Below are 20946 nucleotides of genomic sequence, written 5' to 3'. Positions count from 1 at the left end.
GAGCGGTACCGGGACGTTCGCGGCCGACGTCGACCTGTTACCTCGGGTCGAGCGGGGACGCCGGCCGGCGAGACGTGGAATCGCCTCCATACTGGTGTTTCGATGTCTCGAACACGTCGATGGTGCGGTCAGGCGTTCGACGACGCGACCGGGCGAGCGGCGAACGGGCACATGGACCGGACGTGAACACTGCGGCGCCACCACGGGCGAACCGACATCCGTCGACACCGTCGCGCGTGATCGCGGCCGAATCGAAAGCCACTGGGACTTTCGCGCGCACGACCGCAGTGGGTACTCTCAAGCCTCGCCCACCCCGGCAAGGAGGCTTTCCATTCATGGCCGTCACTGGAAATCTGTGCCGCGTCACCATCGTGGCACCAAACACCAGAATGGACGTCGCGCTGCCCGTGCACGTCCAGCTGTGTGAGCTGCAATCGGATCTGTTGCGGCACGCCGCTGACGGTCCCGGCGGCGCCGATCTCGTCGAAGAAGGCGCGGACGCGGGCGGCTGGGCACTCACGCGGCTCGGCGGCGCGCCCCTCGACTCCAACCTCACCCCGGCACAGTTGGAGATCGCCGACGGCGAAGAGCTGTACTTCCAGCCGTTCTCGCAGATCGGCCCCGAGGCCGTCTTCGACGACATCATCGACGCGATGGCCACGGCCAGCGCCGATCGCCCCGGAAGATGGACCACCGAGACCAGCATCCTCTTCGGAATGATCACGACGTCGGTGGCGCTGCTCGGCGGTGCCGCCGCCGCGCTGTTCTCCGGCGGATCCGCCGCGAGATGGCTCGCGTACGGCGTCGGCATCATCCTGCTCGCGGGCGGTGTGGTCGCCGCGCGAGCCCTCGGTCGGCAGACGGCCGCGACGGTGCTCGGACTGCTGAGCCTCCCGTACGCGTTCATCGCGGGCGTGCTCACCGTGACGCCCTTGACATCCATCACCGAGATCGGCGACGTCGAACTCATCGTCGCGGGAGCCGTCACGACCGTCTTCGCCGTACTGGCGGGAATCGGGATCCCGATCGCGGCACCCGTGTTCTCCGGCGTCGCGATCGGCTCCAGTGGACTGTTGCTCTCGGCGATGCTCTGCGCGTTCACGGGCGCGACCCCGGCCGAGTCCGGCGCGACGGTCGCGGTCGTCATGATGGCGTTCATCCCGGCGATGCCGATGGCCTCCTTCCGAGTGTCCCGGCTGCCGATGCCCACGGTTCCCCGCTCGCCGCAACAGTTGCGCGCCGACACCGAGACCGTCGACTCCGACATGGCGTTGCGCCGCAGCGAACGCGCCGACCAGCACCTGACCGGCATGCTCGCCGCCGTCGCCGCCGTCGCGGCCGGCGCGTGCCTCCCCCTGGCGCTCGCCGAAGGCTTCCCCGCCACGGCGCTGTGCATCCTCATCTCGCTGCTGATGTTCATGCGAGCGCGCATCTTCGTGACGATCCGGCAGCGGTTGCCCTTCCTGCTGGCGGCGCTCGCGGGCGGTGCGGCACTGGCGATCGCCGCGTGGACCGACTCGGCGAACCCCGCGACGTACTACACGCAGATCCTCACGGCGCTGGCGATCACGGGAGTCATCGCGATGGGCTACGTCCTCGGTATCGCGGGCAAGCGCATCTCCCCCGTGTGGGGACGCATCATCGACATCGTCGAGGTCATCCTGTTCATCGCGGCGATCCCGTTGACGCTGTGGGTGTGGGACGCGTACTGGTGGGTCCGCACCGTCAACGGCTGAGCCGTCGCGGTCGAACCGTGCAATTCGAGGGAGTGGAGACGGCGTCTCCACTCCCTCTCTCGTTGCCTCTTCTCAGGACGGTCACGGCCTCGGTTGAACGGATGCGTTCGGCCCCAGCACTTCGCAGTGTCGGTCTGGGACCGCCGCCGGGCGGGGCCGGGTCCTAATAGCAACCGATCACCCGGGAGCCCGCCTGTCGGTCGCGGGTCGTCCTCCACGGCTTGGTGGGTCTCCCCTCCTGCCCGTGGATCACGCTGCGGCCCCGCACGCCGCCCCACCAAGCCGAAGTCTGTGGCCACCCGGCAGGGGGGAGGAGTGGAATGTGGACTCTCTACAACCTGCCCGTGCGAGGCTACGAACATGTGGAGTGCCAAAACCTTCCGGCCACCCGGTTCACGGCGCGGGCGGTCGCTTGAGAAGCACGCGAACGCGAAGAGCACCACAGTCCTAAGGGGAACACGCCACCAAGGTGTCCGTCTGTCCGTCGCCGGTCTCCCTCCACGGCTTGGTGGGTCTCCCCTCCTGCCCGTGGATCACGCTGCGGCCCCGCACGCCGCCCCACCAAGCCGAAGTCCGTGGTCATACAACAGGGGCGGGCATGAAGGGGCGGTCCGAGTCGTCAACAGACGACTCGGACCGCGTTGGACCGTCGGTCCGGTGCCACGCCGGGAAGCGCCGAACCGGACGGTCCTCACATACCGATGACGGGCGGCGGGGCCTCTTCGGCGGTGCCCCAAGGGTCCTCGTCGGTGTCCCGCCACGATTGACCGTGCTCCGCGTCCACTGTGGGAGGCTCGTCGCCTTCGCGATGGGTCGGATTGCTGGTCTCGTCGGTGACGGGTTCGACCGGGTCGAATTCGAATCGCATGAGAGTTCCTGTCGGAGAATGGAGGACGGCTACCAGGCACCACCGGTCGTGGCGGACGCGTACGTCGCCGGACCGTGCACGCCGTTGAGGCGACGGAGTCGGACCCGGTGCGATCGCGCGGTCTCCACGAGTTTGCGACTGGTGTCCTCGATGGATTCCTTGTCTGCCGACAACCTGATGATGCAGCGCATGTACAGGCGCTTCTCGGCGGGGTTCTTCGACGCCTTGCGCAGCGCGATCGAGATCGTCTGCGATTCGCAGGAGAGACTGCGCATCGCGGTCCAGAGCTTCTGAAGATCGTCGTCGCCGGGGACCTTACCGGTCAGGGCGAAGGTGACGTGGTGCTGTTCGCCCAACCCCCAGGACCGCCACTGTTCGGTGATGCTGCCGGGTTCGAGTCCGGAGTGGAGCGCGTCCGAGCCGAGCGACTGTCGAAGCGCGTCGTTGAGTTGCGCGGAGTTCATGGGCTGCATACGAATGCCCTGTCTGTTCGCACCCTTGGTCAGACGACCGACGACTCCGATGAAGGCGCGGAAGATGCCGGTGCTCCCGCCCCCACGGTCGACGGCGATGGGGTTCGCGCCGCGCACGTCGAGTCGCAGCAGCAGCCAGCTGTCGCGACGCATGACGTACGGGAGGCTGACATCCCCGACGGTGGTGTGGCGCATGGGCGTCGCCCGGGTCACCAGCTGCACCGAGGAGATCGGTACGCCGCTCTGGTTGAGCAGTTCGGTGAACGTCGAGAACGCCTCGTGGGGCGCGTCGTCGTTGTCCACGGCCAGACCGGTGAACCAACCGGTGCCGTCGAAGGCGATACCGAGGCTGATGTTGCGTTCAGTGACGTCGTTGAGCTGAAGCCGCGGACCGAGTTCGATGGTCGGGGTGTCGGCGTCACCGTTGTCGTTCCAGCGCCGATTGGACAGTCGCGTCCAGTTCCAGGCGTGCTTGTACCACCAGTTGTTGCGACTGAAACCGAAGGTGGCCAACAGGACCAGTACGGCGCCGCCGCCGATCCAGGTCCATGGCAGTGGGCTTTCGATGAACAGCAGCACCGCTATGACGAGCTCACAGAACAGCACTTGGGCCAGATGGAACGGTCCTAGCCGGGCGCGCGGATGAGTGGACTGAGGGGGTGACGTCGTGGTCATTCGGGCATCCTTGCGTAGGCATATGCCGATGGAAAGGTCCTGCCATGCTAGAGCTTGTCCCTGGTGTCGCGCCAGTCGGCGGCGGATCGCGACCGGCTGGCGACAGCGCGACGCGATCGCGGTGGGACAACGATTGATCCAGCGGCGAATATCGATACACTCGCTGCCACCCCTTGTGCCCGAACATCCCCTGGAGGCCATTCGTGCGTACGAAACGCGAGCAGGTACAGGCACACCGGTTCGTCATTCGCCGCATCGTCTCGGCGATGGTCGGCGGCGAGCCGGAAACCCTCGACCTGCCGATGCGTCGATTGTCGATCGCCGCCGCCGCCGGCACGGCCATCACCTTGCTCGTCTTCGCCGGATTCTGGGTCGTCGGTCTCATGTTCCCGGGCGGCGCGGATTCATGGAAGACCGACGGCGCGATCGTCATAGAGGAAGAGACCGGAGCCCGCTTCGTCTACTGGGACGGACAACTCCACCCGGTCCTCAACTACGCGTCGGCGCTGCTGATCGCCGCGGAAGGTGACGGCGACGTCCACCTGGTGCATCAGTCGTCGCTGGCCGACACACCGCGCGGTCGGATGCTGGGCATCCCCGATGCCCCGGACGCGCTGCCCGAATCGGACCGTTTCACGTCGACTCCGTGGCAGACCTGCTCGGCGCCCGACGCGTTCAACCCCACCGAACGGGACAGTCATGTCCTGATCGGATCCGAGATGGAACCCGGCACCAAGCTCGGATCGATGTCGCTGCTCCTCGAATCCGATGGGCGGCATTACCTCGCCATCGGTGACACGAAGTACCGCGTTCCCTCGGACAACTCCCTTCCGGCGCTCGGCACCAACGCCGAGCAGGCGGTCGATGTGGACAGTGTGCTGGTGAACTCGCTGCGGACCGGACCGGACCTCGTCGTCAAGATCCCCAAGAAGGGTGAACCCGGCCGCGAACTCGCGGGCGAGACGTACGAGATCGGCTCCGTGTTCAGCAACAACGGCAAGTTCTACGTCCTCGTCGACGACGGCCTCGCCCCGATCGGCGAACTCGCGGCCGAACTGATCGGTACGGCGCGCGTCGAACTGCCGACGGCCGTCGTCGGACAGAACCAGTCGAAGACGACCATCGAACCGGAGGACTTCCCGAAGAAGCGTCCGACGGTCGTCGAAGGCATCGACAGCCGTGACACCGCCATCTGCAGCGTCTTCGACGACGGCGTGCTGGAGCTGATGACGCACTCCCCGATCCCGAAGTCGTTGGCGCTCAACGCCCAACCGGCACCAGTCGGAGAGAAGGACGAGATCGCCACCGCCGACCACGTGTCGCTGCCGGGTGGATTCGCCGCGCTGATCCGGGCAGAGGTCTCGCCCGGTGCCGCCGGCGGCACGATCTACCTGATCACCGACCAGGGCTGGAAGTACGGCATGTCCACCGAAACAATAGAGGCATTTGGATACCAAAAGGTCAAACCGACCACGGTTCCGTCCTCAATGCTCGCACTACTCCCGACGGGACCCGTGCTGTCGCAGGGGAATGCCCTTCTCCCTTTGCAATGAGACCGAAACTTGACCCATAGCGTATCGATATGTATTAGTCTGACCTGGCCCGGTGCCTTAACGCACTATTAAGCACTCAGGAGGTAACCGATGCCGCCCCCCGCCGCATATACCGATGCCGCGTTCAGCGTTCACGTTGACGCCATCGAGGACTTCCAGCCGACCTTCAGCCGGTTGGATGCGCGCGCCACCACCGCTTCGGCGAAGATCGGCCCAGCCACCGCAAACGGCCTGGGCATCTTCAACGACGCCACGACCATCATCAGCGAACACACCCGGCTCCGTGCCGAGTACATGGCACGGCTCGCGCTGCTGCGCGTCGCCGTGGCGACCGTCAACGCGAAGACGACCCGCGTTATTGCCAACTACCGCCGTACCGAGACGGTGAACATCGAGAGCATGATGAAGCTCCTCGAGCCGCTCGCCACGGTGATCAACGCGTTGCGAAAGGACTGAAAATGCCTCAATTCTCCGGCTCGTTCCAGCAGTTGAGCGTGTGGTTCAACGCGATCAACGCCGGTCCCGCCGCCACCAGCGCCCAAGCGAACTGGGTCGCCGGTGCCAGCGAGGCACAGCAGCTCGCCGACGAACTCACCCGCAGCATGGGCCAGCTCCAGCAGTTCTGGACTGGACCGGCCGCGACCGAGTTCTACAACACGATGACCAAGATCATCGAGTACGCGCAGAAGCTCTCGATCGACATGACGAGCATGGGAACCGGCCTCGCGCAGATGGCCGCGACCGCTCAGGCGATCCAGCCCGGCGCTCTCGCCCTGATCGCGGCCGCGTCGAGCAACCCGTACTCCCGTGCCGCGGCGATCGCACCATTGAACGCCATGATCAACCAGCTCGGCGGTGCCTACCTGCAGGCGCGAAGCACGCACTGGAAAGAGCCCAGCTCCGACCCCCAGCGGTTGCCGAAGCCTGACAACGTCAGCGTCGACAATCCGCGGGTTCTCGACAACCCCGGCACTGTCGATGGCACGAGCCTTCTGGACCGTATCAACGAGGTGCTGAAGATCATCAAGGCCGCCGCGAACGTGTACCGCGCGTTCAAGGAGGCCGACTTCGTCTCGAACGATTCGGACTTCGACCTGCCTCCGATCGACGGAGCACTGCCTCCGCCGTCGATCTCGCCGCCGCCTGGTCTCGGTGGTCCCGGTGGAGGATTCCCCGGGAACAACCCCGACTACCAGCCGGTTCCGCTGCCTGACCCGTCCCTCATCACCCCCGGCGAGACCGGCCTGGCCGGTGCGCCCGCTGGCGCTCCGCCCGCGGTGTCGCTCGCCGCTGGTGGCCCGACGCCGCTGTCCGCCCCCGGTGGCGGTGGCGCGATGCCGATGGGCATGGGCGGCATGGGAATGGGCATGGCCGGCGGTGGCGGTGGATCCGGTCCGATGTCGTCCGCCAAGGGAAGCCCGCTCTCCGGTAACGGCATGTTCCCGGGAATGATGGGCGCGGGTTCCCGTGGCAACAAGGACGAAGAGGACTCGGGTACGCACACCTGGCTCACCGAAGACGACATGGTGTGGAACGGCGACGCCGCTCCCGGTGGAGTCGTAGGTAAGTAGGTCGCTGTCGTCGTCATCGACTCACGTCGGAGACGACGACGCCCCCAGAGAACCCAACGAATCCCATAGCTCTACCCCTCAAGAGGTTGTCCCGTTACCTCGGATCCGCGACTCAGCCGATCTGCCGGGTAGCGGGACGACCTCAAGGCTCTCTCCCGGCTTGCCCGCCCGGGAGAGGGCCTTTTTCGTGGCCGCGAATCAGCGACCCGACCGGCCGGGAGCGAAGTCATCGCTCGGACCGAGGCGTCACGACGAGGGCGGCCGCGGCGGTGTTCGCCCGACTGACGGCGCGGGCGAACGGCAGCCCTGAGGCGAGCGACGCGAGCAGCGTCCCCGCGAACTCGTCTCCGGCGCCCGTCGTGTCCACGGCTTCGAGCGGTGTCGTCGGCGAGTGCCCGGACTCGGTGTCGGTCCCGAACGTGGCCCCGCGTGACCCCGCCGTGATGACGACCGAGCGGGCCGTCCGGCGCAGCGCCGAGACCGCTGCGGCGTGGTCGGTGACGTCGACCCGTTCGGCGGGTGGCAGCTTCCCGATGAGCTCCTCGGCCTCCCATTCGTTGACGATGAGCGGGTCGGCCGGGCGAACGCTCTCGCTCGGCAGGACGGCCATGGGACTCGGGTTGAGCATGAACCGGGCGCCGTTCGCCTCGCACCAGGACGCCGCGGCCGCAACCGCGGCGAACGGGATCTCCAGCTGGGTGAGGACGGCGACCGGACGCACCCGGTTCAGCGCGGCGATCACCAGCTCCGGTGTCACCGCGTGGTTGGCGAGTGGAGCGACGACGATCCTGTTCTCGCCGCCGCGACTCACCTCGATGAGCGCGCGGCCGGTCGGGACGCCGGTTCGAGCGACCTCCTCGACGTCGACACCGCGCCGTTCGGCGTCCGCGATCGCCCGCGCGCCGAACGAGTCGTCGCCGACACGACCGACGAGATGGGTAGGGACGAGTTTGGCCGCGGCGACAGCCTGGTTGAAACCCTTGCCCCCAACGGCCTCCGCGTATTCGGAGGCGAGGATCGTCTCACCCGGCAGCGCGAGCCGGTCCACGGTGACGACCAGATCGATGTTCACCGAACCGACGACCGCGACCCGCGGTCGTTCCCGGGTGTGCCCGGCCATGGGGTCTCCTCACGTTCGCGTCATTGATTCGGGGCGAGCGCGCAGACCGCGCTCGCCCCTAGCGTCTCACCACTCGACCACCGGCGACCCAGGTCGACAGCGCACCACAGGGGTGTGTGACCCGGCCACCCCATGAAGGGCCGGGGAGCCCAGTGCGGCGACATGTCCGAAGTGAACACTCCGGTCCGTCCACGACCCGCCGAGGCCACGGCGACCAGGGGATGGCCGTTGACTTCGGCCGGTATCCCGGCCCCGTCCTTCGGCTTGGCGCGGTTGAACCCGAGCAGCGCCGGCCAACCGACCCGATCCGCCCGTGACAGCGGGAACGTGTCCCCACCGACATCGCCGATGCCGACGAGGCCGTAGCGTCTGAGCGCGTCCAACCGTGACTTTGAGCGCCGATCAAGGGGACCGTGTTGGGTCGTCGTTCCCTTGTCGGGCCGAGGAACCCGCCGTGCGGAGGCGTGGGGAGCGTCGAGGCGCCGATCGGTGAGGCGGCGAATCACCCCGTGGCGGAACGCCCGGCGGACACGGGCCCGGGGTCTCAACCGGACGGCCACGAGATTCCGCACGAGTCGATCGGCCCCGGTCTCACCGGGAACCGCCCGCCGCAACCGATCGCGTCGATGCTCGGACCGGCACGTTGTCGGGCGTCCGTCTCGACCCGGACACGGCTGGCCCTACTGGTCGGCCGGGGCGGTCGCCTTGGCCTTCTCCACGAAGGCGCGGATCAACGTCGGATCCTTGATCCCGCGACTGCTCTCGACGCCGCTCGACACGTCGACACCCCACGGCGACGCCTTCGCGATCGCGTCGGCCACGTTGTCCACCGTCAGTCCGCCCGCGAGCAGCCAGCGGCCGGACGGCGGGGTCGTCAGACCGGAGAAGTCCCACGTCCGACCGGCACCCGCCTCGGGTGCGTCGACGATCAGCAGGTCCTCGCCGAAGGCACCGGTCGTCAAGTCCGACGCGGTTTCCCCGGAGACCGCGCGAATCAGGTTGAAGCCGTGCCCGGAGAGGTACTCGAAATCGGCCAGGGCGTAGTCGCCGTGCAGCTGGATCGCGTCGACGCCGGTGCTCTGCGCCAGCGGCAGGATCGCGTGCGATGGCAGCCCCGCGAAGACGGCGACCGTCAGCAGCGATCGGGGCACCAGTTCGGCCAGTTCGTAGGCTCGCTCGGGTACGACTTTGCGAGGGCTGTCCGTGAGGACGAACCCGATCGCGTCGGCACCCGCGTCGACGGCGGTGTTCACATGGTCTTCTTCGGTCAACCCGCAGATCTTGACAAACACGGGACAAGCCTACGTCGGCCGACCTCCGCAAACCGCTCCTTCACCCCACGTGATGACACGAACCCCGGGTGAGACGGCGTCGGGGTGGCACCGCCGAGCGACAATGAATCGATGGATTTCACAACATACGGCGCCTGCCCGCGCCCGCAACGATGGGAATGTGACCGATGAGAACGTTCCAGGCAGTGGTCGCGGCATCAATACTGATGTTGGGGCTCAGCGCTTGTGGCTACTTCGGCGAAAGCCCGGCCTACCAGGTCGTCTCGGCCTGCGACGTCGTTGACGTCGCGCCGTATGCCCGCCTGTTGAACACGTCGGCTGACGTCGAACCGGAGGTGCGCGACGACAACGACGACGACCGCAGCGGGTGCTACTACTACATCGACGACGGCACGATGCTCATCGACATCTCCATCGACACGCCCACCGAGCCGGCGGCGGCGGAGATCTTCGAAGAACACCGAGACCAGATCAAAACCGAGTCGGGCTGGCGGTCCGCCGCACTCACCGGTGAACGGTCCTGGACGGACAGCCACGCCGTCACGACCATGACCTCGATCGTGACCACCGTGGACGTCGCGGCGCTCGACAGGAATCTCGCCGTCAACGTCCGCGTCCAGATCGCCTTTCAGGAGATTGAGGACGCCGCCCTGCTGCCGCTCGTGAACGAGACCGTCAACGCCATCGCCGAGGCCGCCGAGATCGTCGCGTAGCCGATCAGCGACCGAGCGCGGCCAACCGGTCAGTGCCCGAGAACGGCATCGGGGCTCAGACCCGCGAGCTTGTCGGGATTGACCTGGAATCGAAGATTCTGGATGCGGCCGTCGACCAGGTCCAGCGCGAGCGCCCCGATCGGTTGTCCGTCCAGCGTGCACAACACGCCCAGCTCGTTGTTGATGATCGCCGGTTCCAGAACGACGCCGGCGGACTGGGGGTTCGTGAGCACCCCGACGATCCAGCGGGACGCGTGGTCCACGCCGTACAGCGGACGACGAGCGGCCCTGACCTTGCCTCCGCCGTCGGACCAGACGGTGACGTCGGGAGCGAGCAGTTCCATCATCGCCACGAGGTCCCCACCGGCGCACGCCTCGATGAATCGCGAGGTCACCGACGCGCGCTGCTTCGGATCGGTGTCGAAACGGGGCCGCCTGGCGTGCACGTGCTCCCGCGCCCGGCGCGCGATCTGTCGAACGGTCGGCTCGGGGCGCTCCACCGCGTCGGCGATCTCGGCGTGGCTGTACCCGAAGACCTCGCGCAGCAGGAACACCGCACGTTCGACGGGGGTGAGGCTTTCCAGCACCACCAGCATCGCGGTGGAGATGGTGTCGGCGAGTTCGGCCTCCTCCGCGATGTCCGGTGAGGTGAGCAGCGGCTCGGGAAGCCACGGCCCCACATAGGATTCGCGCCGCACGCGCGCCGACGTCAGATGGCTCATCGACAGGTTCGTGACCATGCGAACGAGATACGCCTTCGGATACCGCACCGTCTCACGGTCGACCGCCTGCCATTTCAGCCAGGCGTCCTGGAGGATGTCCTCCGCGTCGGAAACGCTGCCCAGCATGCGATACGCGGTCGCGAACAGCAGCCGACGGTGCTCAAGAAACGGATCCGACTCCGATGCCTCACCCATGGGTTCATCCTTCCCGTTCTGCTCGTGGTTCGACGACGCCACCTCCGCGCGCATCGTCCGTCGGCGAATCCCCATCGGCCGGACGGACGCCCCCGGACGTCGGACGCGTTGGACGCCAGCGGGAGTGCCCCGTCGGCACCGGTCGGAGAGACCTCCACGGCGGCGTCGGTGACGTCCATGAGACGGCTCGCACTCCCGAAAAGTGACATCGGTGAGTGTGATGTGAAGCACTCTCACCGCCCTTTGGGGCACGTTGCGGTCCGGATTCACCGGAGGCCGGTGCGACGGCGGCGATCGGCGAGTCTCGCGATCGCGAAGGCCGCCGGTGAGCACGCCGACGGTCGGAAGGCTTGTCGCTCAAGCGAAGCGGCACCGCGGAACCGAACCGACCCCGGATCAGACGCACCGGAGCCCGACTTCGAACGCCACCGACCTCGCGTCCGGCAGCTCCCACGCGGCTCTCCCCGGTCGAGCTCCGATCGGCGACCGCGTGCCTCCCATATCGCAGCCGGGCTCTAACCTCGCCGGCATGACTCACGACGCGAATACCCCGGCCGTACGCCAACTGCGACTCATCGTCGAGACGGAGGACTTCGAGGCCGCCGTCGCGTTCTACCGGGACGCCCTCGGTCTCCCGCAGCAGGCGGCGTTCGAGGGCGAAGGCGACGCGAAGGTCGTCATCCTGAACGCGGGCGCGGCGACGCTCGAACTCGCCAACCCCGCCCAGGTCCGCATGATCGACGACGTCGAGGCCGACGGGCGACCCAGTGCGCGGCTGCGAATCGCGTTCGAGGTGGACGACGCGGAGCAAACCACGCGGACCCTCGTCGACGCGGGCGCCGAACTCATCGCGGAACCGCGCGAGACACCGTGGCGCTCGGTGAACTCCCGGCTGGCGGCCCCCTCCGACCTTCAGGTCACGGTGTTCCAGGAGCTCGAGTCGCCGGAGGAACGCGAGCGACGCCCGGGTTTCACCAGCTGAGGTGGTCCGTCACCGAAACGTTCGGATATCGAGACCGATCCGCCGCCGTTCGGTACCGTCACGGGCGACCCTCGGTGCGGTTCGACCTCCACCCGCCCGGCACCGCTCACGGCCGGGCGCGGACGGTCGGCGACATCATCGAGATATCGGGGGGACCTGTGAACAAGCGAGCGATCACCACGGTGGGAATCGCGATCGTCCTGGCGGCCGGAGCCACCTCATGTGGTGGCGGCGGAGGCTCGCCCTATGACGAGGATCCGGCGACGTCGGAGCCGATGACGGACGAGGAATCGGGGCCGGAGACCGGTTACAGCTCCCTGAGCGAGTCCCCCAGCAGCTCAGCCACAACATCGCCGAGCGGAACACCGAGCATCCCTGGCGGAGATGGAGACCCAGATCCGGACGAGCGACGCCCCCCAAACGAAGAGGAAGAACCAGATGAAGAGTCAACAGAGGGCGAAGACGACACCGCCTACTACCCGAACTGTGCTGCGGCACGTGCAGCTGGCGCCGCGCCGTTGTTCGCGGGAAGTCCGGGTTACCGCCTGGAGCTCGATCGGGACAAGGACGGCGTCGCCTGTGAGTGATCGGGGTAGGCCCCGGTGATTCGTTTCATACCCCCACGAATCGAAATGTGCGATAAGACCGAATTGCGCCGTGCCGCGATGAGTCCTTTCTAGACGATGAATGAGTCTTCAATGGATTGATCGGTAGTCGAGCCGACGACGACCCCGCCGACAATGCGACGAACAATCCCTCCGACGTCCACTGTGTTCGACATCGACTCGGCTAGCCCGCGCCATGACGGTGCATATCCATCGACCGCCGTTGACCCCGATACGAAACGACGCCTCCGCAGGTCATTCAGCGTCCACTGGCCGACGACGAACGCCACCGCGCTCGCGAATCCCGGAGCGAGCACCCCGTCGACCCACCGACGAACCACGTGCGAATGGAGATCCACAATGGGATTACCGACGGCCGCCCCATCGACGAGGCGATGGTTCGAACGCCTCGGCGAACCGAGTCGATTCATCGGTGAGTGTCAAAGTTCTGAAGTGAGGCATTTGCCGGTATCGCCAGCTTGTCGGCCGATACGGGCACTCCACGGGTGGCCCTCATCTGCTTCAATGAATCGGCGAGCCCGAGTCACTCGGCCCCCTATCGGTGACCACGGTCCTACGCGTTGTGGCGACTTGGTGGCGAACGGCGGGGTCCCCCTCGACCGGTTCATGGAACCGCTGACGTGGTCGGCCTCGCTGCACAACCCGTAGCCCCTGAGGAGAAGACCGTGCCACCCCAACTCGACTCGGCCGTCGCGGTCGCGGAGGATTCGGCGACGCCGAACCTCGCCGCGCGCTGGCGGCGGATCGTGGCGCCCGCACCCGCGGTGGCCGCTCCCGCCCCTCGGTGGGAGCCCTACAGTCGGGTGCCGGCGAGCTGGAAGCCGGACGTCCTGATGGCGTTGGGCATCGCGGTGATCACCATCAGCCTGCTATGGGACTCCCCCATCGTCTGGCTCGACGTCGCCGTCCGGGAGTTCTTCCTGGCGCGCCAGATTCCGTGGCTTCACGACATCGCGCTCGCGGTCACCTACCTGGGCTCGGGCCGCCTCATCGCCCCGATCGTCCTGCTCGCGGCACTGTGGTGTTCGTTCCGATACAAGAGCATCCGGCCATTGCTGATGTACATCGTCTGCTACCTGCCACTCGGTGTCATCCTCGGCCTGAAACACCTGTTCGGCCGGACGCTCTCGCACCTCCCGGACGTGCTCACGGTCGTCGCCCCGGAAGGGCCGATCCTGTTCGAGTACGTCGGTACGGCGACCGCCTATCCCTCGGGGCACGCCGCGAACACCATCGTCTGGTACTGCCTGGCGGTACTCCTGGTCGGCGGCATGATGGGCCCCCGGCTGCGCTGGGTCGTCCTGGTCGCTCCCGCCGTGCTCGTCCTCGCGGCGCAGAATTACGTCGGTCAGCACTGGCTGTCCGACGCGCCGACCGGTTTCATGATGGGCGCGCTCATCGTCCGCAGCATCAAGCGCGTGCCATGGGGCCGCATCCCGCTGGGACCGCTCCAGGTCTTCGAACCGGTGTCGACCGCGACCCTCGGCGGCGCGACGCTCATGATCACCGGCCTGCTGCTGGCGGCCGCCCTGCCGGGCTTCTACGGCTTCCTGATGGCCAGCGTCGTCGTCGTCCTCGGTTTGACCTGGCTCGTCGTGCGGCACCGGCGCGGTCAGTAGCGCACGCCGTCCCCGACGCCGCGAGACGGCGGTCGACCCCGCCGCGCCGTCGTGCGGGTCCGCCGTCGCCGCGAACGACGGGACCGGGTCGACTCACCGCACCAGCATCGCCATCCGCCGCGCGGTCGACGCCTCAGCGTCGACGTCCTCCGATTCGTCGAACCATTCGACGGTCCACAGTTCATCCTCGGGCATGCCGCTGACGTCGAAGGTCTCCAGGTCGCACACGACGACGGCCGTGCAACCGCTGGGGAACTCCGCGCGAATCCTCATCATGACTCACCAACGATTCGGCACCCGCGAAGTGACGATCAGTGAGTGGTCGACGCCGTCATGTCGTGTCGTATCGTCCGAGCATGATCGTCACCCGCTCCATCATCCTGTTCGCGATCGCCGCGCTCGCCGAGATCGGCGGGGCCTGGCTCATCTGGCAGGGCGTCCGCGAGCAACGAGGGATACTGTGGGTGATCGGTGGAGTGCTCGCCTTGGGCGCCTATGGCTTCGTCGCGACGTTCCAGTCGGACCCGAACTTCGGCCGCATCCTCGCCGCGTACGGCGGCGTCTTCGTCGCGGGTTCGCTCGCGTGGGGCGTCGCCGTCGACGGGTTCCGGCCCGACCGGTGGGACATCGTCGGCGCGGCGATCTGCCTACTCGGCGTCGCCGTCATCATGTACGCCCCACGCGGATAGGACGAGGCGGGAGGTCGCCTCGCCCTTGCGATCGAAGCGACCTCCCGCGGCGCGCGCTCAGGACTTGGCGGCGAGCAGCACCAGCAGCCGTTCGGGCAGTTCGGGCAGGGTGACGACCACGGTCTCCTTGGTGGCGCGGTCGGTGATCTCCGCCGTCCCGGCCTCGACGCCGCGCTTGCTGATGGTGACCCGCAGCGGGATACCGGTGAGCTCCGCGTCCTTGAACTTCACACCGGGGCGCTCGTTGCGGTCGTCGAGGATGACGTCGACGCCACGGTTGAGCAGGGTGTCGTAGAGGTCTTCCGCGACAGGCGTCGCGTCCGCCCCGATCGGCACGATGTCCACGGCGAACGGGGCGGTGCGCAGCGGCCAGACGATGCCCGAGTCGTCGTGGTGCGTCTCGACGATCGCGGCGATCGCGCGCTCCACACCGATCCCGTAGGAGCCCATGATGGGCGTGACGGTCTTACCATTGGAGTCGAGCACGCTCACCCCGAAGACCTCGGTGTACTTGCGCCCCAGCTTGAAGATGTGGCCGATCTCGATGCACTTGATGACCTCGAGGGAATGTCCACACTCGATGCAGTCTTCGCCGGCGACGACCTCCCGCAGGTCGACCCAACGGCCGACCTCGATGTCACGCTCGACATCCACGTGAAGCAGGTGGACTCCGTCGCGATTCGCGCCGGTGGTCATGCCCCGGCGACCGCGAAGGGCCACGTCGGCGAGGATCGGCAGGCTCGTCACTCCGACGGCGCCGAGGCTCCCGGGCTTGGCGCCGAGCGCGGCGACGATCTCCTCCTCGTGCGCCGGTCGGAGCTCGGTGGCACCCGTCGCGTCGATCAGCTTCTGGTCGACGAGGGAGTGATCGCCGCGTGTCAGGACCAGCGTGACCTCACCGTCGATGACGTACACGAGGGTCTTGACCTGCCGGTCGGCGGCGACGTCGAAACGCGTCGCCAGGTCGTCGATCGTGCGCACGCCCGGAGTGTCGAAGGGCTCGACGGGAAGCGCGTCCGGGTCCTCCACAGAGGCCAGACGGGACGTCGCCTTCTCGACGTTGGCGGCGTATCCGCACGACGGGCAACGGACGACGAAGTCCTCCCCCGCGCTCGACGGGCACATGAACTCGACCGAGGCCGATCCACCCATCGCGCCGCTGGAGGCGGTCACCGCGATCGCGGGAATGCCGAGACGGGCGAAGATCCGCTCGTAGGCGCCCTTCTGGGCGTCGAAGGACTGATCGAGGCCCGATTCGTCCACATCGAACGAGTAGGCGTCCTTCATCGTGAACTCGCGGACGCGCAGCAGCCCGGACTTCGGACGGGCCTCGTCGCGGAACTTCGTCTGGAACTGGTACCAGGTCTGTGGAAGCTGCTTGTAGCTGTGCAGCTCGGTCGCGATCGTCGCGAAGATCTCCTCGTGCGTGAGACCGAGAACGTTGTCGTTGCCCTTGCGGTCCGTCAGACGGAACATGACGTCGACGTCGTAACGTCCGCTGCGTTTCCAGATGTCCGCCGGGTGCATCGCGGGGAGCATGAACTCCTGGCCGCCGATCCGGTTCATCTCGTCGCGGATGACGTCGATGACCCGGGAGCGCACCCGCATCGCCAAGGGCAGCAACGAATAGTGCCCGGCTGAGAGTTGCCGGATGAAGCCCGCCCGGACGAGCAGGCGGTGGCTCACCGCCTCGGCTTCGGCGGGATCGTCACGCAGCGTGGGGACGTAGAGCGCGGACCAGCGCATACGAACAAGCCTCCTGGATACGGGATAGGGCCCACCGATTCTAGAGGCCGCCCCGTCACCGGGCCGATCGGCTGCGGCGGCGCCCGTTCCGAAGCGAGAGCGGGGACCACGGCGATCTCGGGCCTCGGGCACCCCCGCGCGACTGCATTGACGTTCACTGAAGGCCGGGTGCCCACAGACTTTCGGTTTGGTGGGGCGGGCGTACGAGACTGCAAGACGATGCACGGGCAGGTGGGGAGACCCACCAAGCCGGGAGACTCGACCACGGCGTGTCTGAACCTTTTTGGACTGTCCGGAGGTCGCCTTTCGCGGCTAGGTGGGTCTCCGTTGCCGCGACGTGCAGAGCGGTCTTGTCACGTACGCCGCCCCACCAAGCCGAAAGTTTCGGGCCGGGTGGTCAGAGAAGGCCGATCGTACTTAAGTGACGGCCAAGGTCCAGAGCGCGTGCCCGATCGCGTCGGCGGTGTGGTTGATCGCCTCGGCGTTGATGTTGCTCGGGTACGCGTCACAGGCGCGGTGGTAGCAGGGATCGAAGGACTGTCCGGCCGTGCCGCCCCACTTCGCGGCCTGCGTGGTGGTCTTGACGGCCGACGCCCCCGTTGACAGGAACGCCGTCGGCACGCCCGCGTACTCGAACGGCAGGTCGTCGGAGCAGCATTCCGTCATCGGGTCCGGGGCCTTGCCGACCGCCGTCAGGTGCTCGGCGAGAGCCTGGCCGTAGGTTCCGTTGATGTCGGTGACGAAGTATCCGGCGTTCGCGGATCCGATCATGTCGAAGTTGAGGTAGACCTCGAGGTCACTGGTATCCACTGTGTCCACGTAGTAGCTGGAACCGTTGAGGCCCTGTTCTTCGTCGGCCCACCAGGCGAAGCGAACGTGCTTGGCCATGGTCGGCGCCGTCTCGGCCAGGGTCAGGGCGACTTCGAGCAGTGCCGCGGAACCGGAACCGTTGTCGTTGGCGCCGGGACCACCGCGGACGCCGTCCAGGTGCGCTCCGAGCATGATGGTCGAGCTCGTGTCCCCGCCCGGCCAGTCGGCGATGATGTTGTCATCGGGCGAGGTGCAGTCGAGGCAGGTCTGCCGTTCGACGTCGAAGCCGGCCGCGGTCAGCGCGTTGGCGACGTAGTCGGCGGAGGCGTCGTATCCGGCGGTGCCGGCCGCCCTGTTGCCGTGGGTGTCGGCGATGGACTGGAACTCGCCGAGGTGGGAGAGGACGCCGTTGACGTCGATGTCGGGTGCGACGAGGGGCGCGGCCGGTGCCGGGGTGGCCGCGGCGGGTCCCGCCGAGTAGGTGCCGACGGCGAGTGTCGCCGCGACGGCAATGAGGATGGTGCGGATTCTTCGCATGAGTTGACTCCCATCGTGTCCGGTCGGTGACCGGATCAGACGTGGGCAGAATATCGCAGAAGTGGACAAATGTGAATGTCTTGATATATCGCGGAAACCCGGTGACACCACCGAACGACGTCCGGTAGAACCTCCTCATGACGTCCGCGACCACCGGTGAACACACACCCTCGTCGCGTGCGCGTGCGCGTGCGAAGCGGTTCGCGGCGGCCGCCCGGTCGCTCTCCGCCCCGGACCTCGTGGACCGGCTCACCGGGATACACGCGATGGCCGAGCTCGCCGATGACCGGGCCGACGGTCGCCTCGCCTGCGTCGACGCGCTGTGCGCGTTGATCCGAACCGACACCGGTCCGGCCCGCGACACGGCGATCGGCGTCATCGCCGACAGGCTCCGCGCCGATCCCGACGACGGGCGCGGCTGGCACGGTCATCACTTCGACCTTCACGGCTCCACCTTTGACACGGTGGACCTTTCCGGAGCCCGACTGACCGGGACGACCATGGACTTCGGCGGCGCCGTCTTCGGCTCGCACGTGTTCCTCAATCGCGCGACAATCGATGGTGGACATGTCGACTTCGACGGGGCGGTCTTCTCCGGTGGCGACCTCGACGCCGGTCACCTCTCGATTGAGCGCGGCCACCTCGGCTTTCGGAACGCGCTGTTCGCGGGCGGCGACGTCGACTTCATGACCGCGCGAATCGCCGGAGGGGCCGTTCTATTCGAGGGTGCCCGCTTCGCAGGTGGGACGGTCCGCTTCGCCGGGACCCTGCTTCGACGTGGCACGATCGACTTCACCGGTGCCGCGTTCCCGGGCGGCGACGTCGACTTCTCCGGTGCCCGCCTTCGCGGCGGCGCCCTCGTCCTCGACTCGATCCGGCTCTCCGGCGGCGATCTGGGTTTCGTCGGCTGCCGTTTCGACGGGACGATCGTCGACCTCAGCGGAGCGTCCATCATGGGCGACGTCGACGCGATGAACGCCCGCTTCGATCGAACCGTCGACTTTCCGGGCACGGCGCTCGGCGGAATCCTCGACATTCGCGGAGCCCGTCACCACGCCGTCTCGGCACGCCCCGGTCGCGTCACGATCGGTCCGTTCATTTAGGAACGCGCGGGACCCGTCGACGGGATCCGCGTTCCCCTCGTCGGCACTTCCGCTCGCGCCCATGGCCCCGGCGCGCCGAACACGTACGAGGCGGGACGAACGCGCTCTGAACGCCGCGAACCCCCGCACGCCGAGGCGACGGGGGCTCGCGATCGTAGGCGGGCGTCAGCCGGCGCGGCGGAGACGACCGAGCATGCCGTTCAGGTCCTGGACGAACATCTCGTGGCGGAAGAAGTGCCCGCCCGGCAGCTCGTGCCATTCGTGCGGGATGCCCGCGCCACCGAGGGCCGCGCGGAACTCGCGCTGCCCCGCCAGCACCTGCGTCTCGTTGACATAGTCGAACCAGTTGATCGGGTCCGGGGACGTTCCGGCGGCGAGGAAGACCCGCTTGTTGTGGTAGCTGGGCAGACGCTCCATCGGGTTGTCCGCGGTCACCCGCGCCTCATCCCACAGTGGAGCACCGTATACGGTGCCGCCGCCGAGATCGAGAGCGGCCGACGTCGCGTTCGCCCAGTGCACGACGAGCCCGGCGTCGCGCCGCAGGCTCGCCGGGCCGGAGTGGGAACTGACGGAACAGAAGTGGCCGTAGTACTTCGCGGCGTACTTCAGCGCGCCGAAGCCGCCCATGGAGAATCCTGCGACGGCCCGACCGTTGTACTCGGGGAACGTGCGGAAGTTCTGCTCGATCCACGGCAGCAACTGAGCCATGTGGAACGTCTCCCAGTTGCGCGGACCCGAGTTCGTGCTCACCGGGTTCGAGTACCAGCCGGTCGACGCGTCCGGCATCACCACGATCAGTTCCCGACCCGCGGTCAGGTTGATGATGTTGTCGTGCATATGGAAGGAGCGGAAGTCGCTGTTTCCGCCGTGCAGCAGGTACAACACCGGGTAGCGCTTGCCGCTGGTGTGGTAGCCGTCGGGCAGCAGGACGTTGACGGCCGGGTCCCACTCGATCGCGTCCGTGGCGAACCGGAAGTACTGCAACCGGCCGCCGTTCTCGTTGCGGTCGACGATGCGCAGGCCATGCCCGTCACCGGCCGCGTGGGCGGCCGAGCTCCCGGCGAGACCACCGGCCAGGGTTCCCACGGCGGCGGCACCGGCGATACCGGTCAGCAGCCGACGGCGACTGAACGTAGGGCCGGTGTTGGGGGGGTTGTCCATGAACTCTCCTGGTGTCGAGGCCGCCTCGTCCCGGTCAGGTGTGGCGGCGTGTAACAGCGCCGAGACTATCGGAATACCCTCGCCGACAACAGGTCTCGCGCCACAACTGGACAACAACGGTCGATGTCGAGGTCAGCGCCGAGGAGTGGGCCTTCATCACGCGGCCGACCGGCGCGCCCAATCCCTCCAGGCGGAACCATTGCCACGCAAAGCAAGTAACGATATCCTGACTTCATGTGACTACGGAGGTCGAAATGTACGATCCACACAGCAAGGAAGCCATCGAGCGCGTCAACAGACTCTTCGAAAACACGAACGTATCCCTCATGGTGCAGATACTGCGTGATCTGTATGTCAAAGGTGGAGCGACCGATGACACCATGGCGGCGATCGACCAACTAGGACTCACAACGTTCCACTATGCCCACAACGCGTTCTTCCTCAACGTCGCCGAACGCGTCTTCACCGGGCACGAGAGTCCGCAGAAGGTCGCCACCCACATCACCAAACTGAAACGCCACCACGACGAACTCGCCGACGTCGACCCCGACGTCGCCGCCCAGCTCGTCCTCGCCGGCATCGGGAGCCTCGTCCCGAGCCCGGACTTCCCGCGCATTCACATGACACCCATGAAAGCGGCCTTGGCCACCGCCTTCATCGCCAGCACGACACTCGGCGGCGCCTTGCTCGACAGCTGTATCCACGGCGCCACTGCGCGAGCGATCCAGCTCATGGTGGCCGACGGATACTAGGGT

21 protein-coding genes are annotated in these 20946 nt (G+C 67.2%); 11 read left to right on the top strand and 10 right to left on the bottom strand.

Annotated elements, in window-relative coordinates; all coding sequences use genetic code 11:
* Positions 1–335 precede the first annotated feature (335 nt).
* The gene (gene eccD, locus ACM9NP_RS05805) at positions 336–1736 is read left to right on the top strand and encodes a type VII secretion integral membrane protein EccD (RefSeq protein WP_415645549.1); all 1401 of its coding nucleotides are present in this window, start codon (positions 336–338) and stop codon (positions 1734–1736) included.
* 691 nt (positions 1737–2427) lie between these two features.
* Here eccD and ACM9NP_RS05800 read toward each other — a convergent pair.
* Together ACM9NP_RS05800 and ACM9NP_RS05795 are read right to left on the bottom strand one after the other, a co-directional pair.
* The gene (locus ACM9NP_RS05800; protein ID WP_415645548.1) at positions 2428–2604 is read right to left on the bottom strand and encodes a hypothetical protein; all 177 of its coding nucleotides are present in this window, start codon (positions 2602–2604) and stop codon (positions 2428–2430) included.
* A gap of 29 nt (positions 2605–2633) precedes the next feature.
* Positions 2634–3752 carry a type VII secretion protein EccE gene (locus ACM9NP_RS05795; RefSeq protein WP_415645547.1) on the bottom strand — a complete coding sequence of 373 codons (1119 nt, stop codon included), beginning with the start codon at positions 3750–3752 and terminating at the stop codon, positions 2634–2636.
* 203 nt (positions 3753–3955) lie between these two features.
* Between ACM9NP_RS05795 and eccB the strand changes: the two genes are divergently transcribed.
* From eccB to ACM9NP_RS05780, 3 genes are all read left to right on the top strand, one after another.
* Positions 3956–5305 carry a type VII secretion protein EccB gene (gene eccB, locus ACM9NP_RS05790; protein ID WP_415645546.1) on the top strand — a complete coding sequence of 450 codons (1350 nt, stop codon included), beginning with the start codon at positions 3956–3958 and terminating at the stop codon, positions 5303–5305.
* 90 nt (positions 5306–5395) lie between these two features.
* Positions 5396–5761, top strand: coding sequence for a hypothetical protein (locus ACM9NP_RS05785; RefSeq protein ID WP_415645545.1), 366 nt, complete (start codon positions 5396–5398; stop codon positions 5759–5761).
* A gap of 2 nt (positions 5762–5763) precedes the next feature.
* On the top strand, positions 5764–6876 hold the full coding sequence (locus ACM9NP_RS05780; protein ID WP_415645544.1) for a WXG100 family type VII secretion target: 1113 nt from the start codon (positions 5764–5766) through the stop codon (positions 6874–6876).
* Positions 6877–7102: 226 nt separating this feature from the next.
* Here ACM9NP_RS05780 and ACM9NP_RS05775 read toward each other — a convergent pair whose 3' ends face one another.
* The 3 genes from ACM9NP_RS05775 to ACM9NP_RS05765 form a co-directional block, all read right to left on the bottom strand.
* Complete coding sequence (locus tag ACM9NP_RS05775) at positions 7103–7996, bottom strand: ribokinase (RefSeq protein WP_415645543.1); 894 nt, start codon at positions 7994–7996, stop codon at positions 7103–7105.
* 20 nt (positions 7997–8016) lie between these two features.
* Positions 8017–8379, bottom strand: coding sequence for a glutamine amidotransferase (locus ACM9NP_RS05770; protein WP_415645542.1), 363 nt, complete (start codon positions 8377–8379; stop codon positions 8017–8019).
* Positions 8380–8676: 297 nt separating this feature from the next.
* Complete coding sequence (locus tag ACM9NP_RS05765) at positions 8677–9288, bottom strand: phosphoribosylanthranilate isomerase (RefSeq protein ID WP_415645541.1); 612 nt, start codon at positions 9286–9288, stop codon at positions 8677–8679.
* 167 nt (positions 9289–9455) lie between these two features.
* Between ACM9NP_RS05765 and ACM9NP_RS05760 the strand changes: the two genes are divergently transcribed.
* The gene (locus ACM9NP_RS05760) at positions 9456–10001 is read left to right on the top strand and encodes a hypothetical protein (RefSeq protein ID WP_415645540.1); all 546 of its coding nucleotides are present in this window, start codon (positions 9456–9458) and stop codon (positions 9999–10001) included.
* Between the two features lie 29 nt (positions 10002–10030).
* Here the strand turns inward: ACM9NP_RS05760 and ACM9NP_RS05755 are convergent, their stop codons facing one another.
* Entirely contained in the window at positions 10031–10918 is an 888-nt protein-coding gene (locus tag ACM9NP_RS05755) for an RNA polymerase sigma-70 factor (RefSeq protein ID WP_415645539.1), read from the bottom strand.
* Between the two features lie 529 nt (positions 10919–11447).
* Here ACM9NP_RS05755 and ACM9NP_RS05750 point away from each other — a divergent pair.
* From ACM9NP_RS05750 to ACM9NP_RS05740, 3 genes are all read left to right on the top strand, one after another.
* On the top strand, positions 11448–11900 hold the full coding sequence (locus ACM9NP_RS05750) for a VOC family protein (RefSeq protein WP_415645538.1): 453 nt from the start codon (positions 11448–11450) through the stop codon (positions 11898–11900).
* 158 nt (positions 11901–12058) lie between these two features.
* Positions 12059–12487: an excalibur calcium-binding domain-containing protein gene (locus tag ACM9NP_RS05745; RefSeq protein WP_415645537.1), complete on the top strand. Its 429-nt coding sequence runs from the start codon at positions 12059–12061 to the stop codon at positions 12485–12487.
* Between the two features lie 704 nt (positions 12488–13191).
* Positions 13192–14145 carry a phosphatase PAP2 family protein gene (locus ACM9NP_RS05740; RefSeq protein WP_415645536.1) on the top strand — a complete coding sequence of 318 codons (954 nt, stop codon included), beginning with the start codon at positions 13192–13194 and terminating at the stop codon, positions 14143–14145.
* A gap of 93 nt (positions 14146–14238) precedes the next feature.
* On the opposite strand, the gene ACM9NP_RS05735 is transcribed toward ACM9NP_RS05740, so the two are convergent.
* Positions 14239–14421, bottom strand: coding sequence for a hypothetical protein (locus ACM9NP_RS05735; RefSeq protein WP_415645535.1), 183 nt, complete (start codon positions 14419–14421; stop codon positions 14239–14241).
* Positions 14422–14501: 80 nt separating this feature from the next.
* On the opposite strand from ACM9NP_RS05735, the gene ACM9NP_RS05730 reads away from it, so the two are divergent.
* A complete protein-coding gene (locus ACM9NP_RS05730; protein ID WP_415645534.1) occupies positions 14502–14834 on the top strand; it encodes a YnfA family protein in 333 nt (110 codons plus the stop codon).
* 57 nt (positions 14835–14891) lie between these two features.
* On the opposite strand, the gene ACM9NP_RS05725 is transcribed toward ACM9NP_RS05730, so the two are convergent.
* Positions 14892–16580: a proline--tRNA ligase gene (locus ACM9NP_RS05725; protein ID WP_415645533.1), complete on the bottom strand. Its 1689-nt coding sequence runs from the start codon at positions 16578–16580 to the stop codon at positions 14892–14894.
* 417 nt (positions 16581–16997) lie between these two features.
* Positions 16998–17927, bottom strand: a complete 930-nt coding sequence (locus tag ACM9NP_RS05720; protein ID WP_415645532.1) for a M20/M25/M40 family metallo-hydrolase — start codon at positions 17925–17927, stop codon at positions 16998–17000.
* Positions 17928–18064: 137 nt separating this feature from the next.
* On the opposite strand from ACM9NP_RS05720, the gene ACM9NP_RS05715 reads away from it, so the two are divergent.
* Positions 18065–19030: a pentapeptide repeat-containing protein gene (locus ACM9NP_RS05715; protein WP_415645531.1), complete on the top strand. Its 966-nt coding sequence runs from the start codon at positions 18065–18067 to the stop codon at positions 19028–19030.
* A gap of 165 nt (positions 19031–19195) precedes the next feature.
* Here the strand turns inward: ACM9NP_RS05715 and ACM9NP_RS05710 are convergent, their stop codons facing one another.
* On the bottom strand, positions 19196–20191 hold the full coding sequence (locus ACM9NP_RS05710) for an alpha/beta hydrolase (RefSeq protein WP_415645530.1): 996 nt from the start codon (positions 20189–20191) through the stop codon (positions 19196–19198).
* A gap of 254 nt (positions 20192–20445) precedes the next feature.
* Between ACM9NP_RS05710 and ACM9NP_RS05705 the strand changes: the two genes are divergently transcribed.
* Positions 20446–20943, top strand: a complete 498-nt coding sequence (locus ACM9NP_RS05705) for a hypothetical protein (RefSeq protein WP_415645529.1) — start codon at positions 20446–20448, stop codon at positions 20941–20943.
* Positions 20944–20946: the final 3 nt, after the last annotated feature.

Source organism: Stackebrandtia soli, from assembly GCF_965137155.1.
GTDB classification, from domain to species: Bacteria; Actinomycetota; Actinomycetes; order Mycobacteriales; family Micromonosporaceae; genus Stackebrandtia; species Stackebrandtia soli.
This window is presented reverse-complemented; position numbering and strand designations above follow the sequence as displayed.